Below are 20,022 nucleotides of genomic sequence, written 5' to 3' on the forward strand. Positions count from 1 at the left end.
TCATAACTCAATTCTACCGCTCGTAATTTAAATGAAGCATCGTAATGATTTTTTATTCCTTTCATAATTGTAAGATAAGTATTATATACCTTTTCTTACTCTGGAACTTTCGTTAGGATATCCAGCTAAATGATAAGCTTTGATGAGTATCATATGATAAAAAGAATTTTACTTTCATTTTTTTTTCTTGATAAAAAAAACGAAACAAAAAAAATCAAGACCGCGATTTTCGACGTTCAATTACCATCTCACGCACTAAAAAGATTAAATGATTCGCATACGCTTACTAATCTTTTTTACGCTTGTTTCAATGGATTGAAACTCGTCTACAAATCGTATGTCGACTCTAAAATCCGTTATTAAAAAAGGATTTGAATATTGAAAAAAGGATGAAAAAAACCGACATTAAAACTCTCACGTTAAGAAAATGGTTAAATGTAACGTTAAAAAGGTTTTAGCCCGTAGGGTTTGTAAAATGTTTAGTGGAATGAGAACATTTTTAGTAGATAGGTTTACAGCCAAGTCTTTTTTCGTTAGTTTTTTTGACGCAAAAAAGTGACAAAAGATTTCTCGATACCTCGAAATGACAGTTAGTAATTGTCATTCCGAAGTAGTGAGAACGGATGAGGAATCTGCTAGCTTAAGAATAGCAAATTAAATGCGATTCTGAGACAAGCCCAGAATGACAGCTAAATGATAAGCTTTGATGAGTATCATATGATAAAAAGAATTTTACTTTCATTTTTTTTCTTGATAAAAAAAACGAAACAAAAAAAATCAAGACTGCGATTTTCGACGTTCAATTACCATTTCACGCACTAAAAAGATTAAATGATTCGCTATCGCTCACTAATCTTTTTTACGCTTGTTTCAATGAATTGAAGCTCGTCTACAAATCGTATGTCGACTCTAAAATTCTTTGTTATAAGTGAATTTGAATATAATAAGAATAAAAATGTAGAACTTAATACGTATCACGTAAAACTAAAAAAAATAACGTAAAACGTTAAGCGTAGAGCGTAAAACTTAACAAAAACCCCCTTTCCCAAAAACAAAGTTGGCGCGATGTACAGGAAAAGGAGAGGCTTTTAAAACTAATGTTGAATTTTAAAAAACTTATGTAAAAACGTAGAACGTAAGACGTATCACGTAAAACATAAATAAAACCACCTTTATTATGCTAGAAAAAGAATTTGAATTATTAAAAAAAGGTAATTCTACTGCCTTCGAACGTATTTATGTCAGGTACAATAAACGAATCTTTTGGTTTGGTAAACAAATAATTGAGGATGAATTTGTAGTAGAATGCTTGGTACAAGATGCATTTCTAAAATTATGGGAATATCGCGAAAAGATGGAATCTCCTTATCATATCTTTTTCTTTTTAAGGTTTGTAATGAAATACAGTTGCTATTCGCATTATGCTAAACCGAAGAATAAGTTTTTTAGAACTGTAAGTTCACTAGAAAGTTATGAGAATTATCAAAGTTATTTGGCTGGATATGATCCCGCAGATAACATTCAAAACCTAAACGAACAAGAAACACAACAGCACTATTTTGATCAAATTATAAAAGTATTACCCTTATTAAGTGCTGAAAGAAAGCATTTGATTGAACTCTGTTTAAAACATGGATTTCAATACAAAGCGATTGCTAAAGCAATGGGAAGAGGAATCACTGAAACGAGTAACGAAATTAAACATGCTATTGATGATCTTAAGAAGATTTTAAGTCACCAAGATAAATTAATTATTAAAACCAAAACAGTCTCTACAGCAGAGAAGGAAAATCAAATATCTGAAACACAATCGTTGATTTTAAAACTTCGATGTATGCATAAACAATCTTTTTCAACAATAGCTTCAGCATTACAATTGTCTCAAAAAGAGGTACACAATGAATTTATAGTCGCTTATAAATTCACTCAACAAAACAAAGTTCAATCCCTAAACTATTGATCATGGAAAAATCTACTTTAATACTCACTCGAAAAATACAAATACTTATCGATTTACCAACTCAAGAAGAACGCAAAGAGGCATTAGACAAGCTTTATAGATGGCAAAACAGATGTTTTAAAGCCGCTAATTTGATTGTTTCTCATTTGTATTTACAAGAAATGATGAAAGATTTTTTGTACCTCTCTGAAGGTGTTAAATATAAATTAATGGACGAGAAGAAAGATGCAGAGGGTATATTAAAAAATTCGCAAATGAGTACCACTTATCGTGTGCTATCAGACCGTTTTAAAGGTGAAATTCCAACCAATATATTATCTTGTTTAAATAACAGACTCCATAGTTCATACAACAAAGATTCTCAAAGATATTGGAAAGGAGAAGCTTCGTTAAAAAATTTTAAACGAGATATGGCATTTCCTTTTGGAGCAGAAAGTATACGTAGCTTCTCTTACAATCCTGAGAAAAAATGTTTTTGTTTTCGGTTGTTTCAACTTCCATTCAAAACCTATTTGGGGAAAGATTTTACAAGTAATAAAAGGTTATTGGAACAAGTGGTAAGCGGAGAAATTAAACTTTGTACATCACAAATAAAGTTAGAAAAAAGTAAAATATTTTGGTTAGCTGTTGTTGAGATCGAAAAAGAAAATCATCAATTACAACCCGAAATTATTGCAGAAGCTTCTCTCTCTCTTTAGAATATCCGTTGGTTGTAAAAATAGGAAAATCTCGGCTTACTATAGGAACCAAAGAAGAGTTTCTATACCGAAGGTTAGCGATACAAGCGTCCCGTAAACGAATACAAATTGGGGCAACTTATGCAAAATCGGGCAAAGGAAAAACGAGGAAACTAAAAGCGCTAGATAAAATGAGTCAAGTAGAAAAAAATTATGTGCATCATCGACTACATGTTTACAGCAGAAAGTTAATTGATTTTTGTGTAAATAATAAAGCAGGAACACTTATTTTAATGGATCAAGAAGAAAAGATAGAGCTGGCCAAAGAAGAAGATTTTGTACTGAGAAATTGGAGTTATTATAAACTGATGACCAAAATAAAATATAAGGCAGATAAAGCAGGAATAGAGCTTATTATAGCATAAACTATAATTTTTGAGGGTGATTGTACACCCATAAGGTGAGGTTGATCACGAACACTCACTAAATGTAAACAACATATACAACGCGTGAGCTCACTTACTTTTATCAATAGTTAATAGCAGATACTCTTTGGAGTTGCTAACTTTACGTAGACAAAATAGAGTTTGATTTTTAAGTCTTTATCTTTGAAATTATGAATAGTAAAGGCACTCGTTACAGCACCGAATTTAAAATAAAATAAATTTTCTTTCAAGCTGCTTCAATACAACTTACTTATTCTATCAAATCGAAAAATCACTCAATATGACAACTAAAACTAGCTTTTTGTTTATTTGATTAATTTCGAAATAATGTCATTCCAACATTAGGAGGAATCTCTAAATGTTTTTAATTCTATAAAATAAAAACCTCCGCTCAAGTTATTGAGCGGAGGTTTCTTTTTACGCATATTTAGTAAAGTCTATATATCGTCAAAATCGATATTGGTAAAAGATTCTACTTGCGTTTCCTCTTTACTCACAACTTTACTTTTTGGATCAAAATCTTTCTGATGTCTTTCCGAAATTACCTCTTGTCCTTTTTGTGCAAAAACAAAATCAGTCGTTTCGTCTAACATTTCCTTAAAGCTTTCAAAATCTTCTTTGTACAAGTAGATTTTATGTTTTTTGTAATACACATTTCCATCGTCCTGCGTATTTTTTTTACTTTCTGTAATCGTCAAGTAATAATCACCTGCTCTTGTTTCGCGAACATCGAAGAAATAAGTTCTTCTCCCAGCCCTTAATACCTTTGAAAAGACTCCTTCTGCATCCACCTTTTCTTGGTTTTCAAAATCATTCATAAGTCTAAATAGAGTTTAATTGTTAAATGTTTCCTAACAAATCTAAAAAAAATTAAGAAAACAACAACATTTTAAGCAAATATTTTCTATTATTTTATTAAATCTCTATTAATAAACTTAATCTAGCAGTTGTTTATTGTACAATTCATAATAATAACCATGCTTATTTAATAATTCACTGTTCGAACCATTTTCTAAAACATGACCATCTTCTAAAACCAAAATCTGATCAGCACGTTTTGCAGAAGATACACGATGCGTAATAATGATGGTCGTTTTACCATTAATTTCAGAAGATAAATTATTTAAGATTTGTTCTTCTGTTTCGGTATCTACAGCTGACAAACTATCATCAAATATTAATATTTTCGGATCATTCACCAAAGCACGAGCTATAGAAACACGTTGTTTTTGACCACCAGAAAGTGTCACTCCACGTTCTCCAACAACTGTTTCATAACGTTCTTTAAATCGATCAATATTATCATGAACAACAGCTTTCTTCGCAAAAATTTCAGCCGTTTGCTCATCTGTATCGTCAGAACCAAACAAAATATTATTGGTTAACGAATCCGAGAAAAGGAAAGCTTCTTGCGGTACATAACCAATTTCTTCTCGAATAGATTCTACATTAATATCATGAATATTTTTATCATCAATCAAAATTTCACCAGAAGTCGGTTCCAGCGAACGCGCAACCAACAAAGCAATTGTCGATTTTCCTGAACCTGTTTTTCCAAGAATCGCTAAAGTTTCACCTTTATTAATTTTGAACGAAACATTATCCAACGCTTTAATTCCTGTGTTTTCGTAGATATACGTCACATTCTTAAATTCAATTGTACCTTCTACTTCGTGATTCACTAATTGTTTTTCTTTTACATCAGTTTCGGCATTCAAAAATTCGTTGATACGAAACATCGACGCTTCTGCACGCTGTACAACCATCGTAATCCAACCCAACGAAGTAAATGGCCAAATTAACATATTTAGGTAAAGGAAAAATTGAGCAATAGAACCAATATCCATTGTTCCTTCTATATATTTTACTCCTCCCAAATACAAAATCACCAAATTACTCACTCCAACTACAACAACCATCAAAGGTCCAAAAGCAGCTTGAATTTGAGCTAAATTAAGCGCACGTTTCTGATATTCATCTGCTTCAACTTCGTATTTAGATTTTATAAATTCTTCTGAGTTGAATGATTTTATCACGCGAATCCCAGCAAAAGTATCTTGCACAGACGACGAAATCGTAGATTGTTGTTCTTGTACGCGCTTACTTTTCTTGTTAATATTTCGTGCAACATTATAAATTAACAATGATAAAATAGGCAAAGGAGCCAATGTATAAAGCGTTAATTGCTTATCAATTTGCAACATAAAATACGCAATAATCACAACTCGCGATACCAAATCAATTGGATACATAATTCCAGGGCCAAGATACATGCGTACCAATCCGACATCTTCGGTAATCCGATTCATCAAATCGCCCGTTTTGTGTTTTTTGTAAAAGGACAACGATAATTTTTGATACTTATCGTAAATCACATTTTTCAAATCGAACTCAATATAACGCGATGCTACAATGATCATTTGTCGAGTACCAACTGTCAAAACTCCTCCCAAAACTTTAAAAAAGAAAAAAGCCAAGCTGGCGTACATCAAACCATCTTTCAAAAGATCGAGATTATCTGTTCCTTCTTTCTTAAAATTTCGTAGCAATTCTTCAACTGTATTGATTGCTTCTCTAATATATGTAACGGAATAAACCTGCACCCAATTGGCACAAATCGTAAAAATGAAGCCCAAAAATATTCTCCATTTATACTTCCATAAAAATTTATTTAACTTTTGTAATGATTTCACAAAACAAAATTACATTCTTTTTTTTACCTTTGCATCAATTTATTAGACGTTATATCATTGAAATTATGTTGGGAAGAAGACAACTACGCGAAAAAGTAATGCAGAATATCTATGCTTACAATAGTTTAGGAACTGAAGGCGAAGAAAGAGCGGTCGAGAAAAATATGATGAAAAGTATCGATCAAATCTACGATTTGTACATTTATCTCCTAAATTTGATTAAAGTTCAAAAGGACATTGCAGAGCATAAAATTGAACTTGCAAAATCAAAAAACTTTCCAACCCAAGAAGATTTAAATCCAAATTTAAAATTTGTTCAGAATAAAGTATTCAAAATTATTGAACAAAATCTTGAATTATCTCGTTATTCAAATGACAACAAATTTTTACTTTGGGATATTTATGATTCTTATCCAAACAATATCTTTAAAAATTTGACAGAAAGTGAATTGTACAAAACGTACATGAGCAGCGACAAACATTCTTTTGAAGAAGACAAAGAATTTATCTTGAACTTTTTCGTAGAATTTATTGCTGAATATGAAGATTTGCACGATTACTTAGAAGGAATTCAGATCACGTGGGCAGACGATGTACATATTGCAAATGCAATGGTGCATACAACGATAAAATCGTTCCGTCAAAACAGTTCACCATTGATTTCATTATTCAAAGTTTACAAAGACTTAGATGACAAAAAATTTACTGAAGAATTATTCCGTAAAACCATCCGTTACCAAGCAGAAACTAGAAAAATCATTGACGAAAAAGCTCAAAACTGGGAATTAGATCGTATTGCGACAATCGATTTAATTATTTTGGAAATGGCTTTGACAGAGTTTTTATATTTCTCAAATATTCCTGCAAAAGTTACGATTAACGAATATGTGGAATTAGCGAAAAGTTATTCAACAGAAAAATCGCGTGTTTTTGTTAACGGAATCTTAGATAAAACATTAAAAGAGTTAAAAGACAATAATAATTTACCAAAATACGGTAGAGGTTTATTATAATCACTATTTTTTCTTAATTTTGACTAAGACAAATAATTATAAAAATGAAAAGTAAATTATTTATTTTAGGTGCATTTGCATTATCATTCGCAATCAGCTCTTGTGGAGAAAAAAAAGCTAGCGACAATTTTACAGCAGAAGAAACAGCTCAACAAGCTGAAAATGTTGTAGATCCAGCTACAGCTCCAGTTTTAACATTAGCAGAAGCAAATCACGATTTTGGCGATGTACAAGCTAACAATAAAGTAGAAACATATATCAAGTTCAAAAACGATGGTAAATCTCCATTAGTTATTCGCGATGCGTCTGCAACTTGTGGTTGTACAGTTCCTGAATTTCCTTCTACTCCAATTGCAGTAGGAGCTACAGATTCTATCAAAGTTGTGTACACAGCTGGAAACATGAACGGTAAACAACAAAAAACAGTAACTTTAGTAACGAACACAACAAATGGTCACGAGAAATTTGACATTTCTGCAAACGTTGTTGGAGCTACTGCAAATGATCAAAATGCACAACAAGCATTTGGACAATAAGTATTAAATCGATAAAATATAAAAATGATTCAAACAATCTTTTTACAAGCTGGTGCACAAGGCGGAGGAATGTCTATGCTTTTGATGTTCGGAGGGATGTTCGTAATTATGTACTTTTTCATGATTCGTCCTCAACAAAAGAAAGCGAAACAAGAAAAACAATTTCAAACGGATATCAAACGTGGTGATCAAGTTGTAACAACTTCTGGTATTCACGGGAAAATCAACGAAATTTATGACGACGCTGTTATCATCGAAACTGGAGCTGGAAAAATTAAATTCGAAAAAGCTGCAATTTCTCGCGAATTAACTGCTGCACGTTATTCAAAAACGACTGACAAATCAGAAAAAGCAGTTGAAGAAAAAAACTAAGTTTAAGGTTAACATATATTTAACTGATTGCCGGAGGAATTATTCTTCGGCATTTTTTTAACTTCAAACCATGAAAAACAACCAACCTTTTGTAGCAGGAATTACTGGCGGAATAGGCTCTGGCAAAAGTACAGCAGCAAAATTCTTCGAAGAATTAGGTATTCCGGTATATAATTCTGACACAAGAGCCAAAACGATTCAAAATGAAAACTCTGAAGTAAAAGTTAAAATTATTGCAGCTTTTGGTGAAGAAGCTTACAATGAAAATGGTTTGAATAAACCATATCTATCAAAACAAGTTTTTCAGAATAATGAAAAATTGAAGCTATTAAATTCAATTGTTCATCCAGCAGTTTTCCAAGATTTTGAAAATTGGAAAAAAGCTCAAAAATCGGATATTGTGATGAAAGAAGCTGCTATTTTAATAGAAAGTGGTAGTTATAAAGATTGCGATGTTGTGATAAGTGTAGTGGTTGATATAGAAACGCGAATTGCACGAACTATAGAAAGAGATGGTTTATCACGAGAAGAAATTCTTGCAAGAATAAACAATCAGATTTCGGACGAAGAACGAATTGCTAAATCAGATTTTATCATTGATAATAATGGCGATTTAGCTCACTTGAAAAATGAAGTGGAAGAAACGTTTATCAAAATCAAAAAAATGATTTAATCGTCCAAATTTTAACAAAAAGATAGAAATTAGAAAAGATTAAACTATTTTTAATCATTCAATAAAAAAATAAATGAAAAAAGGATTTTATAAAATCTTAATCGTTATCATGAGTGTTGCGCTTATAGGATTGATAATCATTCAATTCTATTGGCTAAACTTAACAATTCAGAACGGTACAGACAGTTTTAACAACAACGTGTACCAAGCGATGAATTATACAACTGAAAAAATAAATAAAAACGAATTAGAGCGATATTATAAGAAATTCAATAATATACAATCAGATTTAAAGTCAAATAAAGATAAACCGCAAGTTGTAACCAATCAAGTCATCAAAGATTCGCTTGGTGTAACGTATGCTTATGTTACGCGCTATGTGGTCGAAAAATCGATGTTGCCGTCATCTGGAAAATACAATGATAGTTTGACGAAAGCGAATATTTATTCGCAAGAACGCGTTTTCAAGATAAACAAAGATTCTTCTGCTAGAGGAATTCCGAATCTGAATCTGAATTTTGAGCACGCTTTACAAGACGGAACATTTACGCTGGAAAGCGCTGCGCGTTGGGATGCAGGCTCTACGCCAATCGACAAACGTGTGAATTATGCCATGTTAGATTCGATTTTAAAAAACGAATTACGCAACAGAGGAATTCATCAAGCAATGCCAATTTTGGCAGTTTTAAAAAAAGATTCGACAGAAACAAATGTCAAATCAAAAGATTTTGATCGCAATAAAATCGAATTTATGGTTCCGCTATTTTTGGATAGAAAGGATCATATCGAATATTATTTGGCAGCAAATTTTGTTAACCGAAATTTAGCCATTGTTGCGCCAACAGTTCCAGTTATTTCATTGACATTTATCTTAACCATGATTATTATTACGGTTTTCTCATTGTCAATTTATTACATGCAATTGCAACGCAAGAGTTCGGAAATTAAGACCGATTTTATCAATAATATGACGCACGAATTCAAAACGCCTATTGCAACCATTAATATTGCGTCTGATGCATTGCGTAACGAAAAAATATTTACTGATCCTGAAAAGGTGAAATATTATGCAGATTTGATCAAACAAGAAAACAAACGTATGAATGCTCACGTTGAGATGGTCTTACGAATGTCGAAGCTTGATCGCAATCAAATGGATATGAATTTTCAGGAAGTAAATTTGAATGGGATTGTACAAAAAAGTGTTGAGCCGATAAGATTTATTGTAGAAGAAAGAAATGGTACAATATTTGAAGAATACAACGCAGAACAATCATTTGTAAAAGGAGATCCGTTCCATTTAGAGAATATCGTTATTAATGTATTGGATAATGCTCGAAAATACTCTCCAAACACACCGGAGATTAGAGTAAAAACATACAACAAAGACAACAATTTTTTAATTGAAATTTCTGATAAAGGAATGGGAATGCCGCAAAGCGTTCTGAAAAAAATATTTGAACAATTTTATAGAGAAGAAACGGGAAATATACACAATGTAAAAGGTCATGGACTTGGGTTGGCTTATGTCAAAAAAATCGTTCAGCTACATGGCGGACAAGTTTGGGCAGAAAGTGCCGCAGGAAAAGGAAGTACTTTTTTCATTAAAATTCCTCTAAAATCATAGATCAATGAGTGATAAACAACGATTACTTTTAGTAGAAGATGATCCAAGCTTCGGAAGTGTATTAAAGGATTATTTGGTTATAAACGATTTTGACGTAACGCACGCAATCGATGGTGAGGACGGTCTTGCCAAATTTAAAGAAAGTGATTATGATCTATGCATCCTTGATGTAATGATGCCTAAAAAAGATGGTTTTACATTAGGAAAAGAGATCAAAGAACTAAAAAGTGAACAACCAATTATATTTTTAACAGCGAAAAACATGCGCGAGGATGTTTTGAATGGTTACAAAATTGGAGCAGACGACTATGTCTTAAAACCATTTGATTCGGAAGTTTTATTGTACAAAATAAAAGCTGTTTTACAACGTAATTCTGGCGAAGAAGAAAAATTTGAACAAGAAGATTTCAAAATTGGTAAGTTTACGTTCAATGCAAAATTGAGACAATTAATTTACGATGGTAAATCACAAAAACTTTCGCCAAAAGAAAACGAATTATTACGTTTATTGGCAGTTTACAAAAATGATTTAATGCCTCGTGAGATTGCCTTAACACGTATTTGGCATGATGATAATTACTTTACATCACGTTCTATGGACGTATATATTGCGAAATTACGTAAGTATTTGAAGAAAGATCCAGCAGTAGAAATCGTGAATATTCACGGTGAAGGATTCCGACTTTTAATTCAGGAATAAGATTAATCTTTATAGAAAAAAACCTCAACTACGTTGAGGTTTTTTTATGGTATTATATTTTTAATTATCGACTTCTGCTCCTAAATTTCTATATTGTTGACGAAATTTTTCAGCCCATTTAAACCATTCATCATATTGTGCATCGGGATGATTTTCTTTATCTAAAAAAGATTTGAAATAATCATCAGAAAAATCTTTTGGATAATTTTGCATGGCGTCAAACTCGTTATTTAACCAAGCTTCGTTCAAAATATAATTCATTCGATTCACATCAAAATGATTTCCATACTCGTGATATGAACCTGTTGCAGATGATTTGAAGGTGGTTTTTAGAACTTCTTGATTTGTTCGCGCAAAAACTGCTTTTTTGTTATCATTGTACCAAGCAGCTGCATTTCTTAATTGTTGTTTTTCGTCAACTTTTCCTTTGGCATCATCCCAAATTGCTAGCCAATAGTCTTTTTGATATAATCCCATTAAAATTGAGTTTAAAGACCAATATTTTAGTTTAGTTTTATTATCAACCAAACCTAATTTATATAAAATTGTAAAAAATTTATATTTGTTGTACATAAACAAATCCATTACAAATTTATTCGATGTAAACAATTTTTGAGGTTGAGTTCTATTTAGATGATCTGATAATTTATCTATTATCAAATTTTTGTCATCCGAATAATTTCCTAACCACCCCAACTTTAATAACGGAATTGAAAAAGATTTCATTTCTCTTACAACCTCATCAATATTGATAAATTTAGTAAACCAAACATCATCTTCCGTAACCAAAACATAATCTGACGAAGATTTAACTTCATTATACCACAAATCTGTTGGTATTGTAAAGCCATCAATTTTATTCCCATTATTGATATTATTCTCTATAGCTTGAATCTTGTCCAAATATTGATTAGAAGTAATAATATTAACATTTGGATATTTCAATTGAATTAAATCTAAATATTTTTTAGGCGTTCCGTCATCCAAAATTTTAATTTCAAAATTACCTTTTACACAAGTATAAATTGATTGTAAACATCGATCTAAATAATATGGACGATTGAAGGATTTTATTATTATGGTGATCATAAAAATTTTCGTTTTAACTTTTTAAAGAACGTATTTTCTTGATCAAAAATAAAGCGAGGTAAATTTTCTATTGATTCAACTTTTTTGCCATATAAAACCGAAATATTTCTTCTTCTACATGTAGTTAGTAAAACTGTATGCCAATCTAATTTTTGTTGAGCTGTTTTTCCTTTGTTTTGAGATATGCCTTTATAATGAAGTCTATATAAATATTGAATTTTATCAATAAAATAAAACTCACCTACTTCGTATAATTTTAAATACAGATCTTGATCTTCAGAAATTATTAAAAACGAATTAATACCTTCAGTTTTATCATAAAATTCTTTCTTAAATGTAAAAAAATGGGCAACTTCAAAGTTTATATTAAAAAATAATTTATCTCCATTTTTTATTTTTAAGGTATTCTTAAATTCTCCTATTTCTTCAGATTTTTCATTGATCAACTTAATTTTAGAATAGGTCGAGATAATATGCGGATTACTATGATAACAATTCATTACTTCTTTTATAGCAGATACCGTAATCATATCATCAGGATCTAAAAAACCGCAAATTTCTCCTGAAGCCTCATCAATACATCTTCTTTTTGTATATCCGACTTTTTTATTTTCAGAATTTTGAAATAATTTAATTTTATTATCTTTTCTAGATAACTCTGTAAGTTTCTCATACGAATCATCAGTAGAAAAATCATCTACAATTACAATTTCGTAATCTTGATATGTTTGATTTTTGATCGATTGATAACACTCTTGGAAATAATTCCAATTATTATAATGCGCAATTAGAATAGAAAATTTCATTTTAGAATGATTTTACAAGATGTTCTTGTTTATTCACAATAATAGAATTTGATGGAACATCTTTATGAATAACACATCCTGCACCTATTATTACATTAGCTCCAATCGTAACATCTTTTAATATTACAACATTAGCTCCAGTCCAAACGTTATTACCTATTTTAATAAAACCAATATTAAAATCTGTTTTAGAAACAGAAAATGTTTCTTTTGTATATTGATGATTATGATCAAACAATTTCATTCCTTCTCCTAAAATACAATTTTCACCAATTGTTATTTCTCCTAAACACGAAATCGTAGCTCTTGTGATGTATGTATTTTTACCTATTGAAAACTTGGCATCTTTCTTAATTGTCAAATAATTTGATTCATTAATAGTTACATTTTCTTCTATGTTGATATGAGCTGATGAAGAAATGTCATAAAAATTATTAATTCCCAATTTAAAATCATTTGAAATTCTAGATTTAGAATTTTGTTTGAAAAGCTTTAAAGCTTCATTCTTTTTAGCTCTATTTATTAATTTATCTAGGGTCAAAAATATTTTATTTAACATAGTTTCAGGTTTATTTTTACAAATATAATAAGTTGTATTTTAACACTTAATAATTAATATATATTATTAAATTTGTTTTCCAAAATAAATTTATCAAAATCTAATACTTTGATTTCAAATTTCCCACTAATTAGCATTAATATTCCTATTTTCAAATGTGAAGATTATATCTATAGATGTTTAAAATCTGTGGTTAATCAAACCTATCAAAACATCGAAATAATTTTAGTAAACGATTGTACACCTGACAAGAGTATTGCGATTATTGAAGATTTTATTCAAAATCATAAAGATTTCGACATCAAATTAATCCATCATAAAGAAAATGGAGGTTTATCTGTTGTTAGAAACACGGGAATTGAAAATTCGAAAGGAGAATATATTTATTTTTTAGACTGTGATGACGATATCACAAATGATTGTATAGAAAAATTAGTAAACAATGTTTTAGAAAATGAAACAGAGATGGTAATTGCTCAAAATCGTTGGATTAATACTTTTGATCATTCTACAAAAGATTTTGGTTTTCCAACAGATTTTTCAACTCTAGTTTACTCAAACAATCTATCAATTTTCAAAGCTTATTGTCGAGGTTCTTTTCCTGTTTCATCTTGGAACAAATTGATTAAATTAAGCTTTATCAAAGAAAATGAAATTTATTTTGTTCCAGGATTATATGCACAAGATGAATTATGGATGTTTCATTGTATGGAAAAAATAGAAACTTTGTCGATTATTGATGACATTACGTATAATTATTATTTACATGCAAATTCTGTCGTATTTAATCGTACAAAAAAGAACTCTGAAAATCACCAAACAATTTTAGAATGGGTTGCAAAATCTTATCAAAATACAACTGATAGGGATCGAAAAAAATTAATACGAGGATGGATTATAAATTTTAAAAAAACAATCCTACAAATGCAATGGAAGGTGTTAAAAGATAAAGAGTACTTTAAAATAAATTATAATCGAATGAAAAAAGCTCCGTCTCTTACTTTTTCTGATTATTGTAGCACTGACTTTACACCACAACAAAAAAAGGAAAATCTATTATTAAATCTTCCTACTCATCTTGGATTTAAAATTTTTAAGAAACGTTATGAGGGGTAATATTTCCTAATTAAATTATTCAAATACTCTTTTTTGTTTTGCATAGAAAACTGATAATCCAATTCATGAATATCGATCGAATAATGTTCCCCTTTATCTTCAATGATTTTCGAACTTTGCTTTTTCAAACTTTTTTCGAAAGCTTCAATAATCTCGGGAATAAAAAAATTCTCTGAATAAGCGACATTCACAATTTTATTCCATTTACCAGATTGAACGTATTGAAGTGTAATATGCTTTACATCATCCACATCAATCAAATTACGTGTAGCGTGTTGATGAACACTCAATTGTTGATTCGTCGTGAGCTGTCGATAAAGATAATTCATCAACAAATTGGGGTTTCCTCCTTTCCCAACCGCATTGCTAATTCTAAGAATTAAATAGTTTGTAGTAAATTGCTTAATCACTTCTTCGATATGCAATTTATGCAACACATACGGACTATTATACTTAGAAGAATCGTAGATCGAACACGTACTAAAATAAACAAATAAGTGGTGAGGGTATTGTGTAATTGTTTCTAAAACCAAATCCAATTCTCGTTTAAATTGTTGTGCATCTTTCTCAGATGAATTCGAAACCCCCGACGCAAAAAACACCACATCTTCCAGATCATGGTCCAAAAATTGAGAAGCGATTAAACCTTTACCTAATACCATTTTAATTTTCTAATTCTATTTTTCATAGGAATTTCAATAAACCTATACGTTAAATGCGATGCTATTATTAATACGATCAAACCTACAAAAAATATCAAGTAACCATTATCGCTTAATCCTATAACTTTAAAAACTTTACGCAAAGCAATATAAATAGGATTCTGTAAAAGATACATTGCAAAACTTATTTCTCCTAAATATATAAATGCTTTTTTATTAAACAATTTTGTCAAACGTCCTGTATTTAATGCAACTAGTGAAATTAGAAATGCAAAAGGGATTGCCAATAATCCATTATGTAAGAATTGATCTTTTAAGAGATACACTAAAATTGTACATAATGCAAAAACAACAAAAATTAAAACATCATAATTACCAACGAGTTTAGTATAATTTTCTTTGAAAAATTTACCAAACCATAACCCTATTAAAAAAGTGCTAAAATGTAAAAAAGGATTATAATATAAGAAATACCTATCTAGGGATTGATATCCACCATAAGAAGTAGAATGATAAAACATACTCATTCCTATTTGAGAAATGGCCCAAAAGATAAAGAATATAACCCCTATTTTAACTATACTTAATTTCTTGATTACAAAATTATATATAAATGGAAAAGTAAAATAAAAAAACATTTCAACTGAAACTGACCATGAAGGAACATTCCAGCTTAAACTATATTCTGGTATCCAAGATTGAATCAACAATGCATTAATAAGAAAACTTTTTATATTAAAATCGTAATACTCTAAATAGTTTACACTTATTAAAAGTGAAACAATTATTGTTAGTAATAATGTAAATATATGCAAAGGGTATACTCTTGCTACTCGATTAATCCAATAATCTTTTTTATTAATTTTTTCTTTATCTCCATAAGCAAGCATCATGACAAAACCAGATAAAACATAAAAGTACCCGACACCTAAATTCAAAAATTCTCTTTGTACTTTTATAAAATCATTTTCTATTATAAACAAACTACTCGCAAAATGATAAATAACAATAAAAAGAGCAGCAATAAATCTCGTAAAAGTAAGTTGGTTTGTATTCATTTAGATTAGTTATTAAAACAAATATAGATTAAAATATTCTTATTCATAATAATATCATCATAAATGATATATTGTCTTATTTTTGAATAAATTTTTTGAAATGAAGTTTTTACCTATTGTTTTAACTTGTGATGATAAATATTTCAAATACGCTAACGTTGTCATTACTTCTTTGTTATATAATTTAAATGAAAATACGCAATATGAAATTAATATATTAAGTGAATTTATTTCTGAAAAAAATCAAAATATAACACAAAATCAAGTACAGAAATACCATAACGTTAAAGTGAATTTTGTGAAATTGGAAAATTTCGATCACAATCGTTTTTTTTTAAATTCTTACATGAATGTTACAACTTATTATAGATTTTATATCCCAGAATTATTTAGTCAATACAAACGTATTCTTTATTTAGATAGCGATTTAATTATAGATTACGACATTTCAAATTTAGCTAACATCTCTTTTGATGACAAATTGGCTTTATGTTGTCCAAGCCCTTTTATTGTAAATAAAATAAAGAATAAAAATGATAAAGATTTCCCAATAAATTATTTCACAGACACATTGAAAATGATATCTCCTGAAGAATATTTTAACGCAGGTGTAATGGTTTATAATTTAGAAAAAATTAATAAGGAAAATGTTAGTCAAAAAATATTTGATTCTTTACAAGAAATAGAAAAACCAAAATTACAAGATCAAGATTTACTAAATTCAGTTTTTAATCGATACGGAGGTGTTAGACTATTGAGTCAAAAATTCAACAATACACGTAGTTATAAAATCACTTATTTAAGATTAATTGTAAATGGAATAAAAAAAATTATGAATATTAAAATAAGTGATGCTGAAAAACTATATTTTATTTATCATTATGTTGGGAAAGAAAAACCATGGAAATATGATAAGATAGATTCTAAATTATTTTATTATTATGCATGTAAATCTCCATTAAAAAGTGAAATTTTACTAGAGAATAACAAAAAATTAAATATAATTGAGAAATTTTTGTTTTCCTATTTTTAGGATATCTTTATTCCTTTGAAATTTCTAAATAATTGTCTTCTTTAAACAAATATTTTATCCAATTTTCTATAGAATATTTTTGTAAAATTGTTTGATCTACTTTTTCGTATGGATTTTCTAAAAAAGTAGTAAAACATTCTTCATTTAAAATATCGTTTTCGAAATCTACAATCATAATATTATTAGGATTATAAAAATCGTAATTTACTACATCTTTATTATTGGTAATAATTTTCGTCTCAGTCGCTAAGCATTCAAAAAAACGAAATGACAAACCAATATGATGTGCTTTACAAATATCAATTACAACTTTAGAATTTCTTGTTCTTTCAAAAGTATCTTTCATAGGAATAAATGATGTAATATATTTAATATTTGGATCATTTAATTTCCCTACATGTTTTTGATTATCAGAAAACAGAATATTGACATCCAATTTTCCTGAAATATTTTGCAACAATTTACTTAATTTTTTATCACGTCGTTGACTTTCTAAAGTACCCGCTAAATCTCCGATATAAAACAAGTCGGTTTTTCTGTCAATATATGGTACAACTTGTTGATTAAAAACGCTAAAATTTGTACAAAAACTAAGCTTTATCTCTGGATGATCTTTTATATTATTTGAATCAAATGAATATACCTCGTCAAAATATTTTCTATTTTTTAATAAATTTGGTTTAAGAAATAATCTTAATCCATCCCAAATATATCCCACTGATTTATCACCAAGAGAAACTACTTCTCTTATCACTTTTGGAGTAAACTCCTCAGGTTTTATAACTAATATATAATCAAATTTTGTTGAATTATTTTTTTTAAACTCTTTTATTTTTTTTAAATAATGTCGATTATAAAACTCAGCTTCTAAAGTATGTATATATTGTTTGTTTGTTTTTATTTTACGATTGTAGATATTCTTTATTTTATCAGAAATCTTATTATAATGATATTCAGGTTTATCAGTTATATCTACATATTGTACTTGAAATTCCGCAGTATTGATTGTATTAACAAGCATTTCTAATAAACTACCTGTATATATACGGTGTGGTTGAAATAAAATAAGAATTTTTTTTGGTAACATCCTAAAAAGAATAAGTTAAAATGGTTAATTTAATTATCAAATTTAGTAAATATTAAATTCAGATTAATCTATTAATTGATTAATTACTAAATTTGATGATTAATTAGCAAAAAATTTATATACTTGTGAAAAAGTTTACAATTTTTACTCCCACATACAACCGAGCATACATTCTTCCACAATTATATACTAGTTTGATCAATCAAACTGATAAAAATTTTGTTTGGTTAATTATTGATGATGGATCTACTGATAATACAGTAGAACTAATTAATTCTTATATTATTGAAGATAAAATTCCAATAACATATATTAAACAACAAAACCAAGGAAAACATATTGCTATTAATAATAGTTTAGATGTTATAACTACTGAATATATTATCACAGTTGATAGCGATGATTATTTATTAGATAATGCTATTGAAGTTTGTTCTCAACTTTCAAAGAAATGTATAGACAACAAAATTGCTGGATTTACTTTTATTAATTGCATCGAAGAAATTCCAAATGACATTCTCAAATATGGAAATCAACTTACATTTGATTATAAAAAAATACATTTGAATATAAAAGGAGAAAAATCTGTCGTACTAAAAACGAATATATTGAAAAATTATAAATTCCCTATTTTTAAGGACGAAAAATTTTGTCAGGAATCTTATATACTAACTCAAATCATTGATAATCATAAAATATTATATACAGACTATATTCTTGCTAAAGGAGAATATTTAGAAGATGGACTGTCTCAAAATATCTACAAAAGAATGTTAGCCAATCCTCAATACTCTTTAGCTACTTTAAAAGTAAAATATAAGAGTAATAATATATTCAACCAAGAGGAAAAGAAACATTTTGCAATAAATTTTTGGGATATAACTCTAAAATCTAAAGTTGTACATCCAATTAAACAATTATTTAATTTCCCATTATTGGGTACGATGTTTTATCTAAAATATTTGATTAAGAAAAAAAGCTAATCCATCTTTTCTCTAGTTTTTTAGGTGTTAAACCTATTATACAAAGAAGATTACTTACTATCACAACTTCTATTTTTTCTATCTTAGAAATTTGATTTATACTTTTATAAATATGATTGAAATTTCTAAGATTTTTAGCATCTTTATTTTTGATGATTTGAAATAATAATACAATCAAATGTAAATAAGAATTCTTTTCCAATTCTTTATGTTTAATCTCTTTTCCTACGTTTAATGCCTTCGCTCTAATTGATATTAAGGATTCCATATATTCAGGATTATATTGTTTTGTTCCACCAGTTATAGAATTATCATGTAAGCGATATAAAAAAGTTGGCTTCTTAACATATAAAAATTGATCCTTATTGATATTTGGTAATATATTCAAATAAAAATCTGTTTCTTGTCCTCGTTTAATAGATGGATCAAATAACGTTTTATTTTCCAAATACTCCCTTTTGATTAATGAACTAGCTGTAAAAATAGGAAATTTCCAAAACATATATTCCTTAATAAGAGTATCTTCTATTTTAAATTCATTCTCTCTCAAGAAATTCAAATTTTCATCAACTATGGTGTAAGTTGCAAAGACAATTTCAATCTTTTGTGTAAATAATTCAATTCGAGAAGATAAAAAATCTTCTAACATCACATCATCGCTATCAAAAAAAAGCAACAAGTTCTCCTTTTGATTTCTCAAATCCATAATTCCTACAGCTATTCCCGCTTTTTACCAGATAATCAGGTCGGTGGTAAAATTTAAACCGTTTATCTTTTTCAATATAATTTTCTAAAACTTGTTCTGTATGATCTGTACTTCCATCGTCTACAATCAACCATTCAAAGTTTTTATTCGTTTGATTCAATAAACTTTCAAATAATTGAGGTAGGATATACGCTCTGTTATAGGTTGGAGTGAAAATTGTGATCAT

General features: G+C 28.8%; 20 protein-coding genes and 1 pseudogene. 11 read left to right on the plus strand and 10 right to left on the minus strand.

Features of this window, described 5'->3' with window-relative positions; genetic code table 11:
• Positions 1–1,177 precede the first annotated feature (1,177 nt).
• The gene (locus tag G0Q09_RS11800; protein WP_219035016.1) at positions 1,178–1,960 is read left to right on the plus strand and encodes an RNA polymerase sigma factor; all 783 of its coding nucleotides are present in this window, start codon (positions 1,178–1,180) and stop codon (positions 1,958–1,960) included.
• Between the two features lie 2 nt (positions 1,961–1,962).
• Positions 1,963–3,062 (plus strand): annotated as a pseudogene (locus tag G0Q09_RS11805) (nuclease/transposase family protein).
• A gap of 458 nt (positions 3,063–3,520) precedes the next feature.
• Here the strand turns inward: G0Q09_RS11805 and G0Q09_RS11810 are convergent.
• Both G0Q09_RS11810 and G0Q09_RS11815 read right to left on the minus strand, forming a co-directional pair.
• The gene (locus G0Q09_RS11810) at positions 3,521–3,901 is read right to left on the minus strand and encodes a PUR family DNA/RNA-binding protein (RefSeq protein ID WP_219035017.1); all 381 of its coding nucleotides are present in this window, start codon (positions 3,899–3,901) and stop codon (positions 3,521–3,523) included.
• A 117-nt stretch (positions 3,902–4,018) separates the two neighbouring features.
• Positions 4,019–5,776 carry an ABC transporter ATP-binding protein gene (locus G0Q09_RS11815; protein ID WP_219035018.1) on the minus strand — a complete coding sequence of 586 codons (1,758 nt, stop codon included), beginning with the start codon at positions 5,774–5,776 and terminating at the stop codon, positions 4,019–4,021.
• Here G0Q09_RS11815 and nusB point away from each other — a divergent pair.
• The 6 genes from nusB (at position 5,767) to G0Q09_RS11845 (ending at position 10,697) form a co-directional block, all read left to right on the plus strand.
• Positions 5,767–6,789 carry a transcription antitermination factor NusB gene (gene nusB, locus G0Q09_RS11820; protein WP_257468218.1) on the plus strand — a complete coding sequence of 341 codons (1,023 nt, stop codon included), beginning with the start codon at positions 5,767–5,769 and terminating at the stop codon, positions 6,787–6,789. The genes G0Q09_RS11815 and nusB overlap by 10 nt on opposite strands.
• Positions 6,790–6,833: 44 nt before the next feature.
• Positions 6,834–7,325 (plus strand): DUF1573 domain-containing protein, encoded by a 492-nt coding sequence (locus tag G0Q09_RS11825; RefSeq protein WP_038331125.1) that lies wholly within the window; start codon positions 6,834–6,836, stop codon positions 7,323–7,325.
• A gap of 24 nt (positions 7,326–7,349) precedes the next feature.
• Complete coding sequence (gene yajC / locus G0Q09_RS11830; RefSeq protein WP_038331124.1) at positions 7,350–7,697, plus strand: preprotein translocase subunit YajC; 348 nt, start codon at positions 7,350–7,352, stop codon at positions 7,695–7,697.
• Between the two features lie 70 nt (positions 7,698–7,767).
• Positions 7,768–8,370 (plus strand): dephospho-CoA kinase, encoded by a 603-nt coding sequence (coaE, locus tag G0Q09_RS11835; protein ID WP_038331123.1) that lies wholly within the window; start codon positions 7,768–7,770, stop codon positions 8,368–8,370.
• A 73-nt stretch (positions 8,371–8,443) separates the two neighbouring features.
• Positions 8,444–9,997, plus strand: coding sequence for a sensor histidine kinase (locus G0Q09_RS11840; protein WP_219035019.1), 1,554 nt, complete (start codon positions 8,444–8,446; stop codon positions 9,995–9,997).
• A gap of 4 nt (positions 9,998–10,001) precedes the next feature.
• A complete protein-coding gene (locus G0Q09_RS11845; RefSeq protein ID WP_019974263.1) occupies positions 10,002–10,697 on the plus strand; it encodes a response regulator transcription factor in 696 nt (231 codons plus the stop codon).
• 60 nt (positions 10,698–10,757) lie between these two features.
• On the opposite strand, the gene G0Q09_RS11850 is transcribed toward G0Q09_RS11845, so the two are convergent.
• From G0Q09_RS11850 to G0Q09_RS11860, 3 genes are read right to left on the minus strand one after another with little or no spacing between them, the layout of a single operon-like run.
• Positions 10,758–11,786, minus strand: a complete 1,029-nt coding sequence (locus G0Q09_RS11850) for a glycosyltransferase family 2 protein (RefSeq protein WP_219035020.1) — start codon at positions 11,784–11,786, stop codon at positions 10,758–10,760.
• A complete protein-coding gene (locus G0Q09_RS11855; protein ID WP_219035021.1) occupies positions 11,783–12,592 on the minus strand; it encodes a glycosyltransferase family 2 protein in 810 nt (269 codons plus the stop codon). Before G0Q09_RS11855 ends, G0Q09_RS11850 begins: the two co-directional genes overlap by 4 nt.
• A gap of 1 nt (position 12,593) precedes the next feature.
• A complete protein-coding gene (locus G0Q09_RS11860; RefSeq protein ID WP_219035022.1) occupies positions 12,594–13,151 on the minus strand; it encodes an acyltransferase in 558 nt (185 codons plus the stop codon).
• Positions 13,152–13,259: 108 nt separating this feature from the next.
• Here G0Q09_RS11860 and G0Q09_RS11865 point away from each other — a divergent pair, with 108 nt between their 5' ends.
• A complete protein-coding gene (locus G0Q09_RS11865; protein ID WP_257468219.1) occupies positions 13,260–14,267 on the plus strand; it encodes a glycosyltransferase in 1,008 nt (335 codons plus the stop codon).
• Here the strand turns inward: G0Q09_RS11865 and G0Q09_RS11870 are convergent.
• Both G0Q09_RS11870 and G0Q09_RS11875 read right to left on the minus strand, forming a co-directional pair.
• Positions 14,255–14,929: an NAD-dependent epimerase/dehydratase family protein gene (locus tag G0Q09_RS11870; protein WP_219035023.1), complete on the minus strand. Its 675-nt coding sequence runs from the start codon at positions 14,927–14,929 to the stop codon at positions 14,255–14,257. The two genes, G0Q09_RS11865 and G0Q09_RS11870, sit on opposite strands and share 13 nt — an antisense overlap.
• Positions 14,920–15,987, minus strand: coding sequence for an acyltransferase family protein (locus G0Q09_RS11875; RefSeq protein ID WP_219035024.1), 1,068 nt, complete (start codon positions 15,985–15,987; stop codon positions 14,920–14,922). The genes G0Q09_RS11870 and G0Q09_RS11875 overlap by 10 nt, the downstream gene beginning before the upstream one ends.
• A gap of 100 nt (positions 15,988–16,087) precedes the next feature.
• Here G0Q09_RS11875 and G0Q09_RS11880 point away from each other — a divergent pair, with 100 nt between their 5' ends.
• Entirely contained in the window at positions 16,088–17,020 is a 933-nt protein-coding gene (locus tag G0Q09_RS11880; RefSeq protein ID WP_219035025.1) for a glycosyltransferase family 8 protein, read from the plus strand.
• A gap of 7 nt (positions 17,021–17,027) precedes the next feature.
• Here the strand turns inward: G0Q09_RS11880 and G0Q09_RS11885 are convergent, their stop codons facing one another.
• On the minus strand, positions 17,028–18,107 hold the full coding sequence (locus G0Q09_RS11885; RefSeq protein WP_219035026.1) for a WaaS/CpsH family glycosyltransferase: 1,080 nt from the start codon (positions 18,105–18,107) through the stop codon (positions 17,028–17,030).
• Between the two features lie 125 nt (positions 18,108–18,232).
• Between G0Q09_RS11885 and G0Q09_RS11890 the strand changes: the two genes are divergently transcribed.
• The gene (locus G0Q09_RS11890) at positions 18,233–19,090 is read left to right on the plus strand and encodes a glycosyltransferase family 2 protein (protein ID WP_219035027.1); all 858 of its coding nucleotides are present in this window, start codon (positions 18,233–18,235) and stop codon (positions 19,088–19,090) included.
• Here the strand turns inward: G0Q09_RS11890 and G0Q09_RS11895 are convergent.
• Positions 19,074–19,796 (minus strand): glycosyltransferase family protein, encoded by a 723-nt coding sequence (locus tag G0Q09_RS11895; protein WP_219035028.1) that lies wholly within the window; start codon positions 19,794–19,796, stop codon positions 19,074–19,076. The genes G0Q09_RS11890 and G0Q09_RS11895 overlap by 17 nt on opposite strands.
• A complete protein-coding gene (locus G0Q09_RS11900; RefSeq protein WP_219035029.1) occupies positions 19,753–20,022 on the minus strand; it encodes a glycosyltransferase family 2 protein in 270 nt (89 codons plus the stop codon). Before G0Q09_RS11900 ends, G0Q09_RS11895 begins: the two co-directional genes overlap by 44 nt.

This window comes from Empedobacter falsenii, from assembly GCF_019308355.1.
GTDB classification, from domain to species: domain Bacteria; phylum Bacteroidota; class Bacteroidia; order Flavobacteriales; family Weeksellaceae; genus Empedobacter; species Empedobacter falsenii_B.